12 protein-coding genes and 3 tRNA genes are annotated in these 19,171 nt (G+C 56.2%); 2 read left to right on the top strand and 13 right to left on the bottom strand.

What is annotated here, in order from left to right:
* From BN2106_RS02495 to BN2106_RS02470, 6 genes are all read right to left on the bottom strand, one after another.
* Nucleotides 1-1,493 (bottom strand): MATE family efflux transporter (locus BN2106_RS02495; RefSeq protein ID WP_074017377.1); only part of this gene is annotated, 1,493 nt, incomplete at its 3' end.
* A gap of 408 nt (nt 1,494-1,901) precedes the next feature.
* Nucleotides 1,902-3,335: an MATE family efflux transporter gene (locus tag BN2106_RS02490; protein WP_050696979.1), complete on the bottom strand. Its 1,434-nt coding sequence runs from the start codon at nt 3,333-3,335 to the stop codon at nt 1,902-1,904.
* Nucleotides 3,336-3,338: 3 nt separating this feature from the next.
* Nucleotides 3,339-3,791, bottom strand: a complete 453-nt coding sequence (locus BN2106_RS02485) for a MarR family winged helix-turn-helix transcriptional regulator (protein ID WP_050696978.1) — start codon at nt 3,789-3,791, stop codon at nt 3,339-3,341.
* Between the two features lie 188 nt (nt 3,792-3,979).
* Nucleotides 3,980-4,990: a TasA family protein gene (locus BN2106_RS02480; RefSeq protein ID WP_050696977.1), complete on the bottom strand. Its 1,011-nt coding sequence runs from the start codon at nt 4,988-4,990 to the stop codon at nt 3,980-3,982.
* A 118-nt stretch (nt 4,991-5,108) separates the two neighbouring features.
* On the bottom strand, nt 5,109-6,014 hold the full coding sequence (locus BN2106_RS02475; protein WP_050696976.1) for a MerR family transcriptional regulator: 906 nt from the start codon (nt 6,012-6,014) through the stop codon (nt 5,109-5,111).
* Nucleotides 6,015-6,227: 213 nt separating this feature from the next.
* Nucleotides 6,228-6,719 (bottom strand): hypothetical protein, encoded by a 492-nt coding sequence (locus BN2106_RS02470; protein ID WP_050696975.1) that lies wholly within the window; start codon nt 6,717-6,719, stop codon nt 6,228-6,230.
* 165 nt (nt 6,720-6,884) lie between these two features.
* Here BN2106_RS02470 and BN2106_RS16580 point away from each other — a divergent pair, with 165 nt between their 5' ends.
* Nucleotides 6,885-7,334 carry a GNAT family N-acetyltransferase gene (locus tag BN2106_RS16580; protein WP_050696974.1) on the top strand — a complete coding sequence of 150 codons (450 nt, stop codon included), beginning with the start codon at nt 6,885-6,887 and terminating at the stop codon, nt 7,332-7,334.
* A complete protein-coding gene (locus BN2106_RS15745; RefSeq protein ID WP_207641687.1) occupies nt 7,217-7,528 on the top strand; it encodes a GNAT family N-acetyltransferase in 312 nt (103 codons plus the stop codon). The genes BN2106_RS16580 and BN2106_RS15745 overlap by 118 nt, the downstream gene beginning before the upstream one ends.
* Nucleotides 7,529-7,722: 194 nt before the next feature.
* Here the strand turns inward: BN2106_RS15745 and BN2106_RS02460 are convergent, their stop codons facing one another.
* The 7 genes from BN2106_RS02460 to guaB form a co-directional block, all read right to left on the bottom strand.
* Nucleotides 7,723-11,907, bottom strand: a complete 4,185-nt coding sequence (locus tag BN2106_RS02460; protein ID WP_050696973.1) for an FIVAR domain-containing protein — start codon at nt 11,905-11,907, stop codon at nt 7,723-7,725.
* Nucleotides 11,908-12,541: 634 nt separating this feature from the next.
* The gene (locus BN2106_RS02455) at nt 12,542-16,354 is read right to left on the bottom strand and encodes a glycoside hydrolase family 27 protein (protein WP_050696972.1); all 3,813 of its coding nucleotides are present in this window, start codon (nt 16,352-16,354) and stop codon (nt 12,542-12,544) included.
* Between the two features lie 298 nt (nt 16,355-16,652).
* Entirely contained in the window at nt 16,653-17,246 is a 594-nt protein-coding gene (locus tag BN2106_RS02450; protein WP_050696971.1) for a hypothetical protein, read from the bottom strand.
* A 112-nt stretch (nt 17,247-17,358) separates the two neighbouring features.
* A tRNA-Val gene (locus BN2106_RS02445) sits at nt 17,359-17,435 on the bottom strand.
* Between the two features lie 31 nt (nt 17,436-17,466).
* Nucleotides 17,467-17,541 (bottom strand) — tRNA-Glu (locus BN2106_RS02440).
* Between the two features lie 4 nt (nt 17,542-17,545).
* Nucleotides 17,546-17,622, bottom strand: a tRNA-Met gene (locus BN2106_RS02435).
* A gap of 117 nt (nt 17,623-17,739) precedes the next feature.
* Nucleotides 17,740-19,171: IMP dehydrogenase (guaB, locus tag BN2106_RS02430; RefSeq protein WP_050696970.1), on the bottom strand; the 1,432-nt coding region annotated here is incomplete at its 5' end.

Raw genomic sequence — 19,171 nt, 5'->3', positions numbered from 1 at the left:
CGGCCCGGGCGCGCCCGGCGCGGAAAGCGGGGGCGTCCGGGGGGCCGGGGCGGCCCCCTCGCCGGAGTGAGGTGTGTAAAAGAGACGGGGGGGGGGCGGAGGCCGGAGAGGGGCCCCGCCAGCAGAACGCCGTCCAGCCCCAGGAACGGCGGCAGGACCAGCAGCAGCGGGATCAGCAGGATCACCTGCCGCAGCATGCTCAACAGCGAAGCGCGCAGAGGCTGTCCCGTGGATTGAAAATAGTTGGTGGACACCACCTGGAAGCCCGCCCCGAAGAAACACGCCAGATAAACGCGCATGCACCGCACGCCGAACGCCATAAACCGCGGGTCGTCGATGCCGAACAGGCCCAGCACCGCGCGCGGGAACAGCAGTACCGCCAGCCAGCCGGCCACACAGAACGCCGTGGCGATCCCGGCGGCATACAGGTATGTTTTGCGCACGCGGTCCGGACGGCCCGCCCCCCGGTTAAAGCCCAGGATCGGCTGTGCGCCGATCATCACACCAATGCAGACGGAAAGCAGCAGCGAGCTGGTTTTCAGGACGATCCCCATGGCGCTGAGCGCGATGTCTCCGCCCACGCCGCTGCGTTCCCCATAGTACACCAGCGAATGATTCATCACCGTTTGCAGCACAACGGCGGACACCTGTGTGATCCCGCTGGAAATCCCCAGCGGAATGGCCTCCCGGCAGACCGGGAGGCTGAGCCGCAGGTTTTCCCGGCGCAGACGCAGGGTCTTCCCACGCCGCAGAAAGTACCAGGTCATTGCCGCCACGGAGAGCGCCTGCGCCAGAACGGTTGCCGCCGCCGCGCCCCGCACGCCCCAGCCAAACGTAAAGATGAACAGCGGGTCCAGCGCTATGTTCAGCAGCGCGCCCGCCATCATGCTCCCCATGGCAAAGCGCGGACTGCCGTCCACGCGCACAAGGTTGGACAGGCCGATGCTGAGCATATGGAACGGCGCACCCAGCAGGATGATCGCCGCATACTGCGCGGTCAGGGCCAGGTTCTCCGGCGTAGCGCCGAACGCCCGCAGCACCGGCTCCAAAAACAGCAGGCCCAGCACGCAGACCAACAGGCCTGCGCCCCCTTGCAGGGTAAACAGATTTCCCAGCGCACGCCGGCCGTCCTCTGGTTTCCCTTCGCCCAATTTGATCGCCGTGTATGCGCCGACACCCGCGCCAATCAGGTTGGCGAGCGACAGGATCACCGTGACCACCGGCGAAGTCACCGCAGCCGCCGCGTTGCCCAGGTATCCCACGCCCTGCCCGATAAACACCTGGTCGACCAGATTGTACAGCGCGTTGACCAGCATGCACACCACCGACGGCAGCGCGAACCGCAGCAGCAGCCTTCCCACCGGCTCCGTCCCCATGGGGTTCGGCGCGGCCTGCTTTTCCTGCTCCATGAACGCCCCTCTTTCTCCCTCAAATAGCAACAGGAACCGGGCCTGCGCCGCAATTCCGGCAGGTCCGGTTCCTGTTTTTTCCATATTGGTTTCCTGTTCTTTTTAATATACCATATCGGCCGAGGGGGAACAAGCCCGTTTTTGCCGGAATGCGTCAAAAAAGGACCTCCGGTCGGGACGCTCGCTTGAGGCTAAAGCCTCGCTCGACGCTTCAAACAACCATCGCCGCTTTTCAGAAACGTAGAAATACATAGTTTAAGTATTATCTGCAATGTAAAAATGGTCCTCGCCGCCTTTAGAAACGTAGAAAGACAAATGTAAAGAATTTCCACAAGGTGAAAATGGTCCTCGCCGTAGGCGCGTCCCGACCGGAGGTCCGTGTCCTGACCGGAGGTCCGCGTGCCGACTGCAAGTCCTCTGCCCTTTGATCCCGCCACCTTTTAGAAAGGAGGAGAAACGCGTTTCAGCCACTACTTACAAGGTAGAAACGGTTCAGGCCTGCGCACCCGCCGTCTGGGGCAGGGATTCCTTTTGCTCTTCCTTCTGCCGCCCGATCCACCGGTCCAGCCGGTGCAGCTCATGGAACGCAAAGCAGGATACCACGACCGCGGAAGCAGTATCCGCGATCGGCCCGGCATAGAGGATACCGTCCAGCCCAAAGGACAGGGGCAGGATCAAAATCAGCGGCACCAGCAGGATCACCTGCCGCATCAAAGACAACACCGACGCCTTGAGCGGCTGGCCCGTCGCCTGGAAGTAGTTGGTGGACACCACCTGGAAGCCCGCGCTGAAAATCCCCAGCAGGTAAATGCGCATACATTTCACCGCGAAGTCCGTGAAGTTCGCGTCCGCCGAACCGAACAGCTTTAAAATAACATCCGGAATCAGCAGGCAGAGCAACCACCCGGCAACAGAGACCGCCGTGGCCATTCCAACGGACAGCAGGTACGTCTTTTTGATGCGTTCCGGCTGTTCCGCGCCCCGGTTGAAGCCCAGGATCGGCTGTGCGCCGATGCCGATGCCGATACACACCGAAAGCAGGATCATGCTGACCTTCAAAACAATGCCCATCGCACTCAGCGCGACGTCGCCCGTGACGGAGGTCTGGTCGCCGTAGAACACCAACGAATTGTTCATGACGATTTGCAGCAGCGTAGCGGCGAGCTGCGTGATGCAGCTGGACACGCCCAGCGCACAGGCCTTCAGGCAGACAACGGCCCGCAGCCGCATGCTGCGCAGATGCAGCCGCATGGTGCTTTTGCGGCGGAAATACCAGAACAGCATCCCGGCGGAGATGATCTGCGATGTGATGGTTGCGATCGCCGCGCCCTTGACGCCCCAACCAAACACAAAGATATAGATCGGGTCCAGGATGGTATTCAGCACCGCACCCGCCACCATGCTGTACATGGAGAATTTCGGGCTGCCGTCGGTGCGCGCCAGGTTCGACAGGCCAATGCCAATCATGTTGAACGGTACGCCCAAAAGGATAATGGCGGAGTAGTCCCTGGCGTAGTCCATATTGCCGGGCGTCGCGCCGAAGACCTTGAGCACCGGGTCCAGAAAGACCAGGCCCAGCACGGTGATCAGCAATCCAACGCCCGTCAGCAGTGTGAACATATTGCCCAGCGTCTGTTCCGCTTCCTCCTCCTTCTTCTCGCCCAGCTTGATCGCGGCATAGGAGCTGCCGCCGGCGCCCAGCAGCGTCGCCATCGCAAGCACGATCGTTACGATGGGAAACGCGACCGTGGTGGCCGCATTCCCTAAATAGCCGACGCCCTGGCCAATAAAAATCTGGTCAACGATGTTATACAACGCGTTGACCAGCATGGAAATGACCGACGGCAGCGCAAACTGCCGCAGCAGTTTGCCTACCGGCCGGTAACCCAGCGGATTCCGCCGGGGTTCTGTTTGTGTTTGCTGCATGCGCTAGTCCCTCTTTCCACTGTTCTTGATGTATTCATAGGCATGTCCCGCCATCCGTTCCAAAAGGGCGGCGGCCTGCTCCTGCTCCTCCGCGTTCAGTTCCTGCGTCAGCAAACTGTGCCAGCGGGCAACCGTCTCCTGTGTCTTCTCAATGACCGGGGCTGCTTCCTCCGTCACATACAGCTTGCGGAGGCGATGGTCGCCCTCGTCCTTTTCCACGCGGATATAGCCTGCTTCTTCCAGCTTGCGCACCGCACGGGTTGTGGTTCCCTTATCGTAAAAGCCTTCCCGCGCCAGCGCCAGCAGGTTAATGCCCGGATTCTGCGCGATGGAAAGCAAAAAATACTGCTGCCCGCAGCCGATGTGGTACGGCGCCAGCTCTGTATCATAGAAAATCTGTCCTACCCGGTAAAGAAGGGAAATGTGTTTGCCGTAGTTTGGATTCTGCGTTTCCATAGAGACCTCCCGCCTTTTAGTTCATCGATTGCATGGACAACTTTGTATAGTATAACCCTTTTTGCTTGCATCCACAACCTTCTAACTTGTAAAGAAATGCGGCTTTTCGCAGAAACATTTTGACATGTTTCCACAAAAAGCCGCATGATTTGCCATATACAGGTGTTTCGCGCGTTGGTTTTCCAAAATTATTTGGGTGAAAGGATGAAGTCGAACGTCGTATCACCGTCGATGCGGAAGGTTTCACTCACCGGCTTGTAGTCGTTCTGTCCATAAACATAGAAACGGTATTTGCCGGCGGGGAGGTCCACCTGGAACGCGCCTTCCTCGTCGGTCTTCTCCGTGGAATACGCCGTATCGGTATCCAAATTGCGGATGCTCACCTTGTAGCCCTGCAGCGGTTCGCCGGCGGCATTTTGGATCTTGCCATTGAAGCTGTACACCACGGGGGGCTGGTCCTCACCCATCACGGCATCCTCGTCCGACTGGCCCGCCTTGACCACAAGGGAAGCATGATAGTGTTTGGCCTGATAGCGGTTGTCCGCGTCCTCCGGCAGATACGCCGCTACAACAAATTGGGCGCTCGCACCCGCGGGCAGCGGGTTGCTCAGGGAGAACGGCTGGTAGACGTGCTTGCCCTCGCTGGGCTCCGTCTCCGTATTCAGGTTGATATCGGTGCGGCGGACCCACTTGGGCGCTTCTTCCGTCCCCTTGTTTTCAAAGACAAATACACGCAGCTTCTCTACCAGGAAATAGTTCTCCTTGCTGCATTCGACGACGCCTTCCTGCGAAACACGCCCGTCCTTTTCCACAACATTGACTACTTCATCGCCCTGCGGACCGCGGTCCTGCATGGTGAAGCAGACCTGCATGGGCAGGGTGCCGTCGTTATGTACGTCCACACGGCGGAAATAGATGGGCTCGTCCTTGCCGAACCCCTCCTTGTTGGCGTTTTCCGGTACCACCGTCTGCGTAATATCCTTTTCAAAATCCGCCAGCTCCATCGGACGCAGGTTTTCAAAGCTGAGATTGGTGCGTGTTTCCTCTCCGTTCGTGGTCAGGTTCACATCGAGTACACCGGCTGTAAAATCGGCGTTGACCCGCTCCGAATCCGAGAACCATGCCAGCGTGCCGCCCGCCACCAGCGCGAGCGTCATCAGGACGGCCGCCGCAGAGAGTACCACCCGTTTCTTTGTCATGTTACTTCCCTCTTTCCTTTGCAATAGTGACAAACTGATTCAGTTTCAGTATACAAGAATTTTAATTTTATTTAGCAAAGAAAAAAGCATATTCTTCCAGTTTTTGTTTAAATTTTTGTCAGCTTTCCACCAATTCCTCTGGACGCTCCGGTTCGCCCTCCTCCCGCAGCGCCGGGTATTGGGCAAGCAGCTTTTCATTGGCAGCTTCCATTTGCCGGTAATAGGCCGCATAGGAACCGCTTAGCCGCCGCATCGCGGGGATAAACACCGTATTGTAGCCGCTGGAGCGCTGGAACTCCCGCAGGGCCGCCGTCAATTTGCAGGCGGGCGATTCCCGGTACGCGTCGGACTGCTGATACGCCAGATACCATTTCAGGAACGCCCGGTTATCCGCCAGGAACGCGTCAGGATTTTCCATTGAACATTTGGTGCGCTCCAGCAGCTCCGCCGCCTGTTCCGCGCCAATCCACGCGGTTCCTTCCTCCAGGTATGCTTCCAGCTCCGGGGACAGCGCAAACGGCGGTACATGATCCAAAAAGGACCGCACCTCTTCAAACGCGGCCTGCTGCTCCCCGGTCTGGACCGGCTCATTCAAAAACCGGGCAAAGTGCAGGCACACAAACCTGCCGTAGCTCCCCGGGAACGCCTCCAGAAGCTTTTCCGTGATGGTTTTGCTCTGGTCCAGGGCACGCAGCGATTCGCGGACCGCCTCATAAGACGTCCCGCGGCGCAGCGTTTCCAGAATGGCCTTCTTCGCGGCGTCCCGCCGGTGTGCCAGTTCTTTCCGGATGGAGACCGCGCGCAGCGCGGCGCCGGACGCATCCGCGAGGATTGCGCGGATTTCCTCCGTGCTCACATCCAGCTTGCGCAGGACATAGATTTTCCGGAGCTGTTCCATCTCCTTTTCCGTGTAGTCCCGGTAGCCGTTGTCCTGAACGGATGGGGAAACCAACCCCTGCTGGGTATAATATTCAATTGCCTTTTTGGTCAGCCCGGTCTCTTCGCTCGCCTGATGGATCAGCATATTCCTCACCTCACCGTTATCATACCGCACCCCCCTGGGGGATGGTCAAGCGTTTTCCACCATTCTTTTTTGTTTCTTTAAGAAGGGGCCGTTTCGCAATCGGGGGAAAACGGCAGAGCCGGACAATCCCCCCGCCGTGGGCAGGGGGATTGTCCGGCTCTATACAAAACATGCATTTTGATCCCGTCCGGTCTTTCGGTAACGATCAGCGGCTTATTCCACTACTTCGATCCCATAGGTGATGACGCCGGAATAGTTGCCAGGTTTGACGTTGAATGCGACAACTGGCTTGATGGTATACGTCGCGCTGCCGCTCTCCGTGAAGGACACGATCTCCTGCCCGTTCATCTGGTCCTTGTCGCCGGTGGTCTCCAGTACGCGGTCGTCCGGGGTGATAATCTGGTAACGCATGGTGCCGCGGGTTTCCGGGTCCACCATGACCATCTGGTTGCGGTAATAATCCGTGCCCGCGATGGTGACGGAGATCCGCTCGCCCTCGTTCAGGTCTTTCACATCCTCCGCGACAACTTCCACCTCGGTGCCCTCTTTTTCCATGGCGACCTTGGTCGGAATGGTGACGGTGTAGGTCGGCTCGTTGCGCAGGGTAAAGGTCAGTTCAGTGGAAAACTCCTCCGCGGCGAACGCGGTCGCGGACGCGCCGGTGCAGAGTGCCAGGGCCATCAGTGCGGCAATTGCTTTTTTCATATTTGACTTCCTCCTGTTTTTGAATCTGTCCCCATCATACCAAAGCATCGCCTTCCCTTGGTTAAGCCCGTTGGAGAAAACGGTAAAAAACAGGTAAAATCGCGGCAATTGACAAGTTTCGCGCCGCCTGTTATCATACTGGGAAAAGCGAAAGAAGGGATTCCCATGGAATACAGCCCGAAAAACGCCATCCTGCGCGATGGAACCCCCTGCATCCTGCGCAGCCCACGTCCGGAGGATGCGGAAGCCATTCTCGACCTGATGAAACAGGCCACGGCGGAAACAGTATACCTTTCGATGTACCCGGACGAGGTCTCCATGACCGTTGAGGAGGAGCGCGCCTTTTTGGAAAGCGTCTGCGCGGACAAGCAGTCCCTGATGCTGAGCGCCTTTGTAAACGGCAGGCCGGTCGCAAACGCGAACATCGCCCCCGTCGCGCCGGGCAAGAGCAAATACCACCACCGGGCCGGGTTCGGCATCTGCGTGCTGCGCGCCCATTGGCGGCGCGGGCTGGGCGGCCTCCTGACGCGGGAGCTTCTGGCGCAGGCCGCGCGCATGGGATACGAACAGGTGGAGCTGGAAGTCATTGGCGGCGCGGGCTGGGCGGCCTCCTGACGCGGGAGCTTCTGGCGCAGGCCGCGCGCATGGGATACGAACAGGTGGAGCTGGAAGTGGACTGCGAAAACGGCGCCGCGCGGGCGCTGTACGAATCCTGCGGGTTCCGGGAATATGGCGTACTGGAGCGCGCCTTCCTGCTGCGGAACGGGACCTGTCACGACGAATGCCGGATGGTCTGCCGCCTGCGCTGACCGGGTTTTCAACCGTTTGCCGGGATTCTGTGGAAAACCCGGCCGCGCCGGGCAAACCGCTTCCGAAACAGCTTGTCCCGGAAACCGTCCCCCTGCCGGCTTCAAAATAGAGAAATCCCCCGGTCCAAACAGGGCCGGGGGATTCTCTATTAAAAAGATGGGAGAAATCTGGTGTAATTATTGTTAGCCTGTGATCAGCCGATTGTGACGGTGCAATGCTGGACCGGCTTCTGCCCGTTCAGCGCCGTGTACACGCCGGTACTCTGGCCCGGTGTGCCAACCGCATATACTCTGTAGTAGGTATCGTTGCCGATCTTGGCGACAAACTGGGTCTTGAGCACACTGCCGTTGCCGACGGTAAAGCTCGGGACCAGATTGTTTCCGTTGACCACGGTCATCTTGAAGCAATACGCACTGCCTCTCTTCAGGGTGAAGTCCACCGTGGTGTCGGAAATGACCGCCGCTTTGCCAAGCATCGCCTGTGCAGCACCGACCACCGCGGTTCCTTCGCCGCCGTAACTGTTGCTCTTGATCGAGCTGCCGCTGGAAGAGGAGCCCTTATGGGAGTTGGAACCGGTATTGCCGTTATCGGTATTCGGTTTGTCCTCGCCCTTGCGAACCAAGGCGTTTCTTCCCGTTTCCAGCGTATCCACCGCGCCGTTTACTTCGGTGTCCGTTGCGTTCGGGTCCTCCAGAACCTGCAGCGCCGCGGTATAAGCCGCTTTGTACACCGCATAGCTCTCCTCGGTATATTCATCTTCGTTGATGTTTTTGTCGGCGTCGACCAGTTCCTGCAAATAGCTCTTGTCCGGCTTCAGGCGCAGGTTCAAGATCGCAATCGTCAGTTTGGACATCATCGCATCCAGTTCTTCCTGGGTCGCGTCTTCCTTTGCGAGGAGGGCCTTTGCTTCCTTGATCAGGTCTTCAAAGCCCACCTGGCTGTCCGGTGTATACTTATCCAGATCGTAGCCTTCCGCTTCCGCGACCAGCTCCGCGAGATCGCTGCCGTCGGCGGTGCGCACCAGCGCCTCAAACGCATCGGTCAGCGCCTGCGCCGCCTCGTCCACGTCCTTCACCAGCGCATTCTCATCGTCATAGACCTCATGCGCCGCCGCCAGGGCTTCTTCATAGTCCGCCCAGCTTGCCGCGGTGAAGTCTTCCCCGTTCAGCGCTTCAAAGGTCTTGAACAGCAGTTCCAGCTTGGTCTTGTCGCCCTTGCTGCAGGACAGGTAATTCATTGCATTTGCCATTTCGAGGGTTGCGGCGTCCACGTCCGCCTGCAGGGCGGTTACGTCGGCTTCGACCTTTACGGCCGCTTCGTAGGCCGCGTCGAAATTCTTCTTTGCATCCGGGACCATATCGGCATATGCCTGTGTTTCCATGGCCTCTTCCGCGCTCGCGATTGCACTGCGCAGCAGGGCCTTATAAACCACGACGGAGGTGAATGTCACCGTTGTGTCTTCGTTGGGCATGGTCAGGTCGAAATAAGCAACCGTGCGGTCTCCATCCTTAAAGGTGGCTTCCTGCTCCACGCCGTTGACGGTAACGGCCGCGGTGACAAATTCCCTGCCGTCGTCCATCGGGGCAAAGGTCAGGGCAATTTCCTCGCCCGCCGTAATGTCGTTTTGCAGATACTTGCCAGTCTTGTCGGCCAGCTCCTGGGATACGCCGTCCACGGTCAGCGCGATCTTCGGGCCGTAGGCGATTTGCAGGTCGTGCTCTGTAATAACGGGTGCGGTCACGGTGATCGCCGCCGTTACCGTCAGGTCTCTGCCATTGATATTGGAAGCCTTTACAAGGAGCTTCGTTCCCTCCGGAACGGCGGTTCCCAGTGTAACAACTGCCTTGCCCGGGTTTTCCGCGTCCGCGGCAATCGTTGCGCCTTCCACCGGAGCGCCGTCCGTATCGGTCACCGACCAGTCCGCCGCGTTCACGGTAAAGGATGCATCTTTCCAGACGAGTCCGTTCACCGCTGTCGCCAGCGCGTTGTAGGTCGCCTGGACCATTTCCGCCGGGGCGCCCGGAATATTCAGAACAGAATTGGCAAAGTTCATTGCCGCGCTCAGGATTGCCGCGCTGGAATCGGTGAAGTCCGCTGCCGTGTAGGTCTCGGCCTGCGCGAGCAGGGTGCCGAGATCGTCCATGGTAGCCGCTGTATTCTCTTCCGCAGAGGGGGCGTCCTTCATAATGGTGAAGGCCTTGCTGCTTCCCGCCGGGACTTCCGCCGTCTCCGTGTCGAGCGTCAATGCCGGCGGCTCCGGAACGGCAACCACGGTGACCGTGGCGGTATCAAATTTACTGGGGTCTTCATCGGAAGTTGCCTTGACGGTCAGAACGGTTCCGACCGGCTCGTCCGCCGCGACAAACAGCCAGCCCAGCTCACAGACATGGGTGGCGTCCTCGCCTGGATTTGTCGCGCCTTCCACAGTCCAGGTGACCGCGTCGTTGCGGCCCGCATTGAGGACTTCCGCCGCAAACTGCATGCGTCCGCCCTGCTCCACTTCCGCTGCCTTCGGCGTCACACTGACGCTGACCGCCGGTGCGGAGGGGGAAATCTTGAAGACTTTCACGCCATAGGCCGGGAGACTCATATTGTAGGCCATATTCATCGCGAGTTCCGCCTTTTCACCGGTCCACAGCTCTTCAAAAACATAATTGCCCGCGTCTGCAAACGCGTTGGTAAACATGGCCTTCTGCTCCGCGGTCAGATGCTCGCTGCCCTTCGCGGTCGCTTTTGCGCTGGCCGCTGCTGCAACCTCGTCCATACTGAAGGTAGCAGCCGTCTCGGTGGAAGCCTTGTTGAAGATGCACAGCGCGACGGAGCCGTCCGCCAGCGGCTTGACCAGGTAATCGGTCTCGCCAACCTGCTTGAAGCGCTTGGCCTGCAGGCAGAGTGCGTCCTGATCCAGTGCAATGATCTTCTCATTGCCGATGATATCCAGCACCTGCTGGGAGGCGGTGGTCAGGTCCGTGCCCAGCAGCAGCGGGGCCGCCATCATGCACCACAGGCTGAAATGGGATTTGTTCTGCTCCATGTTCAGGCCGCTGAGGCCGACGGTCAGCATATCGGGGTCGTTGTAGCCGTACGGGCCTGCATACTCGTCCAGCACGACGTTTCTCTCATACACGCCCATGACGGACTGGCCCTTTGCGCCGCTGTTTTTCCAGTCGACGCGGCCCGCGTACGGGGTAATATCGGTTGTGGTGCGCCAGAAGTGGCCCACGTCCTTGCCCCATTCGTTCGGCTGGCTCCAGCCCCAATCGCAGATGTTCAGCACGATGTCGCGGCCGGTTGCATCCAGCGCGTCCGCCATCGCGGTATAGCTGCGGATGCTGTCCTGCTGGTACGCATCGATAATATCCTGCTTGTCCAGGTAGAAGGAAATGCTGTTCTCGCCCTGCTGGAGCGGCACATTGTAGATGGTGCGCGCCTTTGCGTTGGAGGCATTCCAATCGCCGGTCGCGGCGGACTTGATATAGAACTTGTTATACGCTGCGGCCTCCGGATTGACCTCCATGGCCAGCCAGCGGACCTTGTCGTTATGTACGCAATACACGTCCACCGCATACTTCGCTGTGGGGTCGATCTCGTCCATCTGGAACTTGACCGTACCCACGCCCGCCTTGCTCAGATCCGCCTTTGAATCCAGCATGCCCAGGCACTGCGGATTGTAGCCGGTGTCGATTACCGCACGGCCCGTCAAGGTGGTGTTTTCACTGGTGATGTTGACCGTCTGGAGAACGGTCTCCACGCCGTCCTTTACCTTTTTGACCACGAACTTCGGGATCGCCGGTGCGGCTGCGCTCATGCCGCTGATCGCCGTGGTGGTAAAGCCCTGTCCATTTGCCTCGCCCGGGATCGGGTCCAACGGCACGGACACCAGCGGGTTGTAGCAGAAGTCGTATTTCAGGAAGTCGATGCCCCAATCCGCGAAGGTCTGCGCGTCGCGGGATTCGTGGTTGTAGGAACCCGCCAGACCCGCGCAGGTCTTTGTACCGGCGGAGTTGTACATGCCGAATTTCAGATCAAGGCCGTGGATATAATCGCTCACCGGCTTAAAGCTGTTGGGGAACTTGGCCCACTGCGGCTGCAGGTTTCCGCTCGCGTCGCGGCCTCCCTGCAGGCAGCCGTCGTCAATAATGATGTACTCGTAGCCCTTGTCGGCCAGCCCTTTGCTGACCATTGCGTCCGCCTGGGATTTAATCTTCGTCTCATTGATGTTCTGTTGGTACAGGTTCCAGCTGCACCAACCCATGGTGGGAAGTCTGCCGATTCCCTCCGACTTTGCCGCGCCCATTGTAACCGGTGCGGTCATCGCCGTAGAAAGCAGCATCACGCCAGCAAGCAGAGAAGCCAGCCCTCTCTTCCAATTCCTCATCTCTTTTCCTCCTTCAAAATGATATGCAAACCGGAACACACCTTGCACGGCGGTTTCCGGGACTGCCCCGAGAAGTAAAAGTCCAAGATTGCTCATATGCATATTAATCTACATATAAAAAATACCACATTTTGTTGCATTTTTAGCTTCTTTAATACAATCAATCAGAACTTTTTCACTTTGACGTACTATTTTTAACAACGCCGCAATGCAACGAAAAGTGGCAGCCTTCATCGCGCCTAAAAATTCCCTGATTTATCCATAAAGTTTGGCAGATTAAAATATTGCTGTATTTTGTCTATAATCCCACGGGATACATTCCATTCTAATACAAAAAACATACAATTACCACCCTTTTATTTTCCTGTTCAGAAAGTATATATTATATTTATCAAATAATTTGAACAGTGGTAGAAGGAATCGGGATGATTTTTCCCCAGTTTGAATGGGTCGCAGGGCCCTTCACGCACGCTTTATACCCACCGGGGAAAACGACCTGGCCCGCTTCCATGCATAAAAACCGGGCCTCTGCCGAATCAAGTGATTCCATAGAGGCCCGGTTTTCTGTCTCTTTTTTATGCTGTGGCCCGCTTCCCTTCGGTCTCCCGGGAACCCTCCCGCGGGACGGCCTTTATCAACCGACGGTTACCAGACATTTTAGCTGCGGGAATTCACCGGGCATCGCGGTATACACGCCGGTCCCCTGTCCCGGTTTGCCAACCGCCCACACACGGAAATAGCAGTCACTTCCAATCTGCGCGACAAACTGGGTTTTCAGAACACTGTTGTTGCCGACGGTGAAGGACGGGATTTCTGTGCGGCCGTCCAGTACTGTCATTTTAAAGCAGTACGCTTTCCCGCGCTTCAATACAAACGGCATGGTCGTGTCGGAACGGACGGATATCGTCGCCTGCACGGCCTGCGCCGCAATCAGCGCCGGCACGTCGGCACGTGCGGTCCCCTCGCCGTAGGTCATAGGGTTGGAAGTCGTGTCCTTTTTGGGGCGGTCTGGTTTTTTGTATTCTTCGAGCTTTGCCAGCGCCTCTTCTAGGGTTCTGCAAGCCTTCTCCATCTCTTGATCTTTTCCACTCGCCAGGGCTTTGTTTGCCTCATCCAAAGCTTTGGATAGACGCGTCCGGCTGGCGGAATCGTAATCGCTGAGATTCTTGCTCTTTGCTTCTTGAATCAGCTTTTTCAAGCGTGTGTCGACAGGTATTATTTCAAGCGCATCTATTGCTTGATTAAGTTCTTCCCTCGCTACGTCAACCGCTTCTTGCGTATTAAAAACATCCATTGCGAGCGCGTTCGTAAACGCTTCCAAAAACTCCTCTTTTCCGGCTTCCTGATAATCCTTCAGACGGTCGTTAATTTTTTGTGCCTTTTCCAAAGGTTCTGTCAACTTAGTTAGGTCTGCTTTATATTCTAAATTACTGAAAACTGCACGCAGACTATTATAGGTAGCTTTCAGTTTTCCTATATCGGTCTTACCATCCTCCAAAAGATACCGGGCATCTTCCAAAGCTTTCGGTAGAAGCCCCCAGCTATCGTCTGTATATGCGTTGGAAGACAGCTCTTCCAAAACAACCACCATATTCTCCAACAGGAAATCTATACCCAGCCCCATGTTTTCCATTGCGTTAAACAGTTCTGTATAAGCTTTTTTGATTTCTGTTTGATCTGTATTGATTTTTTCCAAAATATCTTGCGCTTCTTTTAACGTCTTTTCAAATTTATTTCGATTCTCCTTCGCCACTTCTTTGTAATCATCACTGCTTTGGAATTCCAATGATTGATCAATGGCTTTACGTAACACTGCTTTATCCACGGTACGGAATGCAACAAATACCTTTGTATCCCCGTTCGGCATGTCAAAGTTATATGTGAAAGAGTTTGTATCCTCCACAACTTTAGCTTTTCCGTTTACAAATGCTTTTGAGAACTCCCGATCATGATTTGGAGTGAATTGCAGGGAAACCGCTTCACCGCCCATGATCTTTTCTGTATAAATACCCGTATTATTGTCTTCTCCTGTATCCTCAATTAATCCCGCTGAATCGGCATTAAATTTGACGGTGAGCGTATGCGGAGCGGGAACCACATGCAAAGGCTGCTCAGCTTTTATATTTGCAGGATTGTAAAACTCTTCTCCAATTTGCAGGTCGCCGGTTATTAGCCCCGCCTCTGTCAGAGGCTCTGCCGGTTCATTCCATACGACATCGATTTCCGCTGTTCCGGTCGTACTGTTTTCTAAGGTATTCACGTTGACCTTGGACGGCAGTTCCAAATCTTCAAATGCAGTTTCTTCGTTTACTTCTATCGGCTCCAATGCTAAAACATTTACCACACTGGGCTTTTTTGCTTCAATAACCTTAACAGTGGCTGTTGCAGATTTTGTCGGGTCTTCGATAGAAGTTGTCTTGACCGTTATCTCTTTCAACTCTTCATCCGCCGCAACGGTCAGCACACCATTGTCGTCAATACGGGTAATGGTTTCATCTGAAGATTCTACACCGTCTATCTCCCAATTTACGGTGTCATTCTCCTTTGCGCCTGTGACGGTTGCTTTGAATTCCATCTGCGCGCCCCGTTCTACCTCCGTCGTCTCCGGTGTCACCTTAACGCTGATTTCCTGTTCCACCGCCGGGGCAAGCTTAAAGACCTTGACACCGCTGGCCGGAATGGTTGCGGAAATGGTTTCATCCGACTTAACCTCACCGGTCTCTTCACTCCAAAGCTCTACAGAGGAATAGGCCTCGGAATTTGCAAACACATTGGTGAACATTGTCCGTTGCGTTTCGGATAGGAAACGCTTGCTGCTCTCTACTTTGTCAACTGCAGCCTTTGTCACGTCTTTCATGGAAACAGACGCGGCCTGCTCTGTTTCGCCCTTATTAAAGATACACAGAGCGACAGAGCCGTCCGCAAGCGGCTTGACCAGATAATCAATCTTTTTGTCGTCGCTTTGGTCAAAGCGCTTGGCTTGCAGGCAGAGTTCATCCTGATCCAGCGCAATCATATTCTCATTGCCAACAATAGCAAGCGTATTGGGTTCGATATCTGTCAGGTCGGCACTCAGCAGCAGCGGGGCTGCCATCATGCACCAAAGGGTGAAATGGGATCGGTTTTGTTCCTCAGTCAAACCTTCCAGCCCAACGGCCAGCGCATCCGGGTCGTTGTATCCGAACGGTCCGGCATACTCGTCCAGACCGACGTTCTTCTCGTACACAGCCAGAACGGACAGGCCGTTCTGGCTGTCGTTCGACGACCATTCAACTTTACCCTTTGTGCGGGTCATGTCCGCCGTAGTGCGCCAATAACGGGCAATTTCCTCTCCCCATCCGGTGTGTGGCTTGTTCCAGCCCCAATCGCAGATGCTCAGAATCATATTTTCATCCGCCGTTTTCATCGCCTTTGACATGGCGTTGAAGCTGCGGATTGCATCCTGCTGGTAGGCTTTCTTGACATCTTCTTTATCCAGATAGAAGGAAATTTTGTTTTCCCCTTCTTGGAGCGGAACGTCATAAATACTGCGTGACACTGCGTCTATGTCCGCTTGGTCTCCTGTTATATCAGATTTCACGTAAAATTTGTTGGATTTATCCTCCACCTGTGGATTCACCTGTACAGCCAACCAGCGAGGCTTGTCACTGTTAAAGCAATAAACATCCACGGTATATTTTGCCATAGGGTCAATCTTTTCCATATTAAAAGTAAGGGTGCCCTTTCCTCCCGCGGAAAGGTCTTCTTTGGCATCCAGACCCGTCATGTATTCGGAAATCTGACCGAAACTGGCTCCATCTGATACCACGGTATTATCCGACGAGATGTGTACCGTTTTTATATAGGTTGAGACGTCATCCTTTACTTCCTTTATCACAATTCTATTGATTGCGGGCGCTTCCGGCCCCATTTTATCTATCTCCCCCACAATGGAATCTAATGGCTCTGTCACCAGCGGATTATTGCAGAAGACGTACTTTAACAGGTCGACGCCCCAGTCCGCATAGGTCTGCGCGTCGCGCATTTCATAGTTATAGGAACCCGGCAGGCCGGAACCGGTTTTCGTACCGGCGGAATTCTGCATGCCGAATTGCAGTTTTTGCCCATGCAGGTAGTCTCCCAGATTCTTGAATCCATTGGAGAATTTATCATTGGGCTGCAGGTAGCCTTCCGCATCACGCTCTGCCGCCAGTGCTCCATCGTCGAGCAAAACATAGGTATAGCCTTTGTCCGCCAACCCGTTTTTTACCAATGCGTCGGCCTGCGCTTTTATATCCGCCTCACTGACATCCCCCTGGTACAGGTTCCAGCTGCTCCAGCCCATGACCGGCAGCTTCCCCAAATTTTCCGTTTTAGCCGTACCAAAATCATTCTGCGAGATTGCCGCCGTAGAGAACAGCAGCACACCGGCCAGCACCGACGCCAGCACCTTTTTCCACTTTCCCATGTTTCTTCCTCCTTGATGCTTTCTGCGAACCGGCCATGCGCTCCCTCACAGGCGAAGGGCCGGTTTCTGACAAATTCTGCAAACCGTGTATCCATCTTCTATTGTTTTTTCCAGATTTATACACAGTATTAGTGTGTCATATTCGCTCGATCTATTTGTTTTGAAAGAGAATTATGGTTTACTATTTCTGGTAAAATTTATTCACAAACGCATATTGCTTTCGTAATCATCCGTCGGGAACACAAAAAAGCCCCACCGGACTACATTCCGGTGGGGCGCACAGTGTTTACAGCATATTTTACGCCTTGAAGCTTTGGAACAGCTCGACGATCTCTTTCTTGTGCAGCTCGTTCTTTTCGCCGCCCTGCGTGTCCTTATAGATCATCAGATACTTGCCGCTGTCGGACAGATGCGCGTCCGTGACCTGCTGGCCGATGACTACAAAGGTGTTGTCCTTCTTTACATTGTCCTGAACCGCCTGCGCGGTCTCGTCCAGATTCTCCGGGGCGTACTCATACAGTTCCACGACGACGTTGTTGGTACCCTCGTAGCTGAACTTGTACTGCACGCCGGATTTTGCGCCGATGAACTCCGGCGCCATCTGCGCCGCGTCGCCGCTCACGCCGCCGTGGTCCGCCAGAAATTTGCACAGGCCATCCAGGTTGTCGTCCACGTCCGCGTCGGTCATCTTCGGTGTTTCAGAGGAAACCGCATCGCCGCCCTCGGGCTGTTCCGGGTTCGGGCTGGAACTGACGATCACGTTGGACGTGGTGCCGTCCTCGCTGGAAACCGTATCGACGTTGACGCCGCAGGCGGACGTCGTACCCATCAGCAAAAGGGCCGCCAAAAGCATCGCAACCTGATTGATCCTCTTACTGGCAATCTTTTTCATATGCTTGAACCTCCCGCCGCGCGGACAAAGCCGCCGGCTTCCTTTTTTATTAACAAAAGCACCTATAGCCTGCGCTATAGGTGCCGTTCCGTGTGTCCTCTCGGACCCGATTTGGTGGACACAAGGGGACTCGAACCCATGACCTCTCGCGTGTGAGGCGAGCGCTCTAACCAGCTGAGCTATGCGTCCATATCCCGCGCAGTGTGCGGGGATGATAAGATGGTGACCCGGACGAGAATCGAACTCGTGTTACCGCCGTGAAAGGGCGGTGTCTTAACCGCTTGACCACCGGGCCATATTGGTAGCGGCAACTGGATTTGAACCAGTGACACTTCGGGTATGAACCGAATGCTCTAGCCAACTGAGCTATGCCGCCAAAAACGCAATCACACAGGTGTTTGTGTGAAGCGTTTATTATTATATGATAGGTTGTCCCTGTTTGTCAATACCTATTCTGCGAAAATGCGGAAATTCTGCAAAAGTTTCCCGTAAATCAGACGCTGAAGGAGTAGTTCGGGGATTCTTTGGTGATCTGGATGTCGTGCGGATGGCTTTCCTTGAGTCCCGCGCCGGTGATGCGGATGAACTGCGCCTTTTCGTGCAGCTCCGCGATGCTGGCGCAGCCGGTATAGCCCATGCCCGCGCGCAGGCCGCCGAGCATCTGGTACACGGTGTCGGACAGCGGGCCCTTGTACGGGACGCGGCCTTCGACGCCTTCGGGAACAAGCTTTTTGGTATCGGCCTGGAAATACCGGTCGGAGCTGCCGCCGTCCTTCTTGCCCATCGCGGCCAAACTGCCCATGCCGCGGTATACCTTGAACTGGCGGCCCTGGAAGAGCTCGGTCTCTCCGGGGGATTCCTTACAGCCGGCAACCATGGAGCCGACCATGACGACGTTTGCGCCCGCCGCGAGGGCCTTGACGATATCGCCGGAATATTTGACACCGCCGTCCGCGATGATCGGGATGCCGTACTTGGAGGCGACGCACGCCGCGTCATAGATCGCGCTGATCTGCGGCACGCCGATGCCCGCAACAACGCGTGTGGTGCAGATGGAGCCGGGGCCGATGCCGACCTTGACGCAGTCCGCGCCCGCCTCGATCAGGGCGCGCGTGCCCTCTGCCGTGGCGATGTTGCCGGCGATGACCGGGAGGTCCGGGTACGCGGCCTTCACCTTGCGCACGGCGTTCAGCACGCCGCTGTTGTGGCCGTGTGCGGAGTCGAGCGCCACGATGTCTACCTGTGCCTTGACCAGCTCCGCCACGCGCTCGAGCACGTCCGGCGTCGCGCCGATCGCGGCGCCGCAGAGCAGGCGGCCGCCCGCGTCTCTCGCGGAATTCGGGTATTGTACGGATTTTTCGATGTCCTTGATGGTGATGAGGCCCTTCAGATAGCCGTTGTCGTCGACAATGGGCAGCTTCTCAATGCGGTGCTGGCGCAGGATCTCCTGGGCTTCCTTGAGGGTCGTCCCCACGGGCGCGGTGACCAGGTGTTCCTTGGTCATGACGGCGGAGATTTTCTGGTCAAAATCGGCTTCCGTCATGAACCGCAGGTCGCGGTTGGTAATGATGCCCACCAGCTTGCCGTTCTCGCAGATCGGCACGCCGGAAATCTTGTAGCGGGCCATGATGTCGTTCGCATCATGCACATAATGGTCCGGTGAGAGGAAGAAGGGGTTGACGATGACGCCGTTTTCCGAACGTTTGACGCGGTCCACCTCGTCCGCCTGCTGTTCAATTGACATATTTTTGTGGATGATACCGATGCCGCCTTCCCGGGCGATGGCAATCGCCATATCCGTTTCCGTTACGGTATCCATGGCGGCTGTCATCATCGGCGTGTTCAGACGAATGGTCTTGGTCAGCTGGGTGGAGACGTCCACTTCCTTCGGCAGAACGTTCGATTCCGCCGGGATCAAAAGGACG

Origin of the sequence: Anaeromassilibacillus senegalensis, assembly GCF_001261775.1 — a bacterium.
Taxonomy (GTDB): Bacteria; Bacillota; Clostridia; order Oscillospirales; family Acutalibacteraceae; genus Anaeromassilibacillus; species Anaeromassilibacillus senegalensis.
Note: the sequence above shows the minus strand (reverse complement) of the source record. Positions and strands in the feature narration are given on the sequence as shown.

Excerpts from the sequence above, each read along its gene's own strand:
- BN2106_RS02490 (WP_050696979.1), bottom strand. The coding sequence starts at position 3,335 with ATGCAGCAAACACAAACAGAACCCCGGCGGAATCCGCTGGGTTACCGG.
- BN2106_RS02470 (WP_050696975.1), bottom strand. The coding sequence starts at position 6,719 with ATGAAAAAAGCAATTGCCGCACTGATGGCCCTGGCACTCTGCACCGGC.
- BN2106_RS02450 (WP_050696971.1), bottom strand. The coding sequence starts at position 17,246 with ATGAAAAAGATTGCCAGTAAGAGGATCAATCAGGTTGCGATGCTTTTG.
- BN2106_RS02480 (WP_050696977.1), bottom strand. The coding sequence starts at position 4,990 with ATGACAAAGAAACGGGTGGTACTCTCTGCGGCGGCCGTCCTGATGACG.
- BN2106_RS02455 (WP_050696972.1), bottom strand. The coding sequence starts at position 16,354 with ATGGGAAAGTGGAAAAAGGTGCTGGCGTCGGTGCTGGCCGGTGTGCTG.
- BN2106_RS16580 (WP_050696974.1), top strand. The coding sequence starts at position 6,885 with ATGGAATACAGCCCGAAAAACGCCATCCTGCGCGATGGAACCCCCTGC.
- BN2106_RS02460 (WP_050696973.1), bottom strand. The coding sequence starts at position 11,907 with ATGAGGAATTGGAAGAGAGGGCTGGCTTCTCTGCTTGCTGGCGTGATG.
- BN2106_RS02475 (WP_050696976.1), bottom strand. The coding sequence starts at position 6,014 with ATGCTGATCCATCAGGCGAGCGAAGAGACCGGGCTGACCAAAAAGGCA.
- BN2106_RS02485 (WP_050696978.1), bottom strand. The coding sequence starts at position 3,791 with ATGGAAACGCAGAATCCAAACTACGGCAAACACATTTCCCTTCTTTAC.